1 protein-coding gene and 1 pseudogene are annotated in these 1,003 nt (G+C 47.9%); both read left to right on the top strand.

Translation table 11 applies throughout. From position 1 onward, the window contains the following. Window positions 1-516 (top strand): annotated as a pseudogene (locus A3750_RS26265) (serine/threonine protein phosphatase); the annotation flags it as partial. Continuing rightward, window positions 513-1,003, top strand: a 491-nt coding sequence (locus A3750_RS16425) for a rhomboid protease N-terminal domain-containing protein (RefSeq protein ID WP_197475093.1), incomplete at its 3' end; no start/stop codon positions are given. The pseudogene A3750_RS26265 and the gene A3750_RS16425, both read left to right, overlap by 4 nt.

Genomic DNA, 1,003 nt, shown 5'->3' with positions numbered 1-1,003 from the left:
GCCTGTTGGGACCATCACGCAATAGAGCATTTCAAATCCCTCAGTCCAGACCATTGCCTGACCATGGATATGCTGTACGCTTCCGCGAGAAGTGGCACCTTTTTGGAGAAAATGGTTGATCGTTTAACACGGGGTACCTCCCTAAAGCTGCCTGATGGTGAAACAATTATTAGCAAAGATGGCTACATTCGGAATGTGTTTCGCACCAAGTTTTGGAACGAAGAGCCAAAGATTTATTCTGACGTCGTCTTTCAGCCTGACCCCTTGCCTGACAAACTTATGAATAGACCTTTGTCGGACGCAGAGCTCGATCAGTTGATGTATTACAATCATACTGAAGTTCCGGTTTTTGTCGGCCATTACTGGATGTCGGGTTTGCCCGCACCGATTACCGATAATGTCGCCTGCCTAGATTACAGCGCCGTAAAATATGGCAAGCTGGTGGCTTATCGTATGGACGATGAGCGCACGCTGAAGCCGGAAAAATTTGTTTGGGTGGATGTCTCTCCGTCATGATCGAACTTGCACGCTTAGCGATTGACCAAGACCTTGGGCCATTTTCAACCTGGCTGAACCAGAATGGTGTTCAGCACCGCGTTGTCGAGTCCGATGGCGAGCAGGTATTGATTTTGGTTGATGACTCGATGGCAGAGCAGGTCAATGAAGCCTTGCAATCTTATCTCCAAAATCCAGAGTTGAAGGAGCGTTTACAGCAAGTAAATGCCTCAAAAAAAGTGAGTCGAAGCGTGAAGGTCGCTCCATATGACCGTGTTTCACCCGCACAGGCTCCGCTAGTTTTTATCATCATTGCTATATGTGTTGTGGTCGCATGGCTTACGGATTTAGGCGAGGGAGGCCCATACTTGCGTGCCTTATTGATCGTAAATCCTTTTGATGGATCGTTTAATATGTCGTCCATCGATGGGCGTTGGGCTGCCTTAATCGCCACGATAGGCGATGGTGAGTTCTGGCGATTGATTACGCCAGATTTCCTACATTTTAG

The organism is Oleiphilus sp. HI0079 (assembly GCF_001635105.1).
Note: the sequence above shows the minus strand (reverse complement) of the source record. Positions and strands in the feature narration are given on the sequence as shown.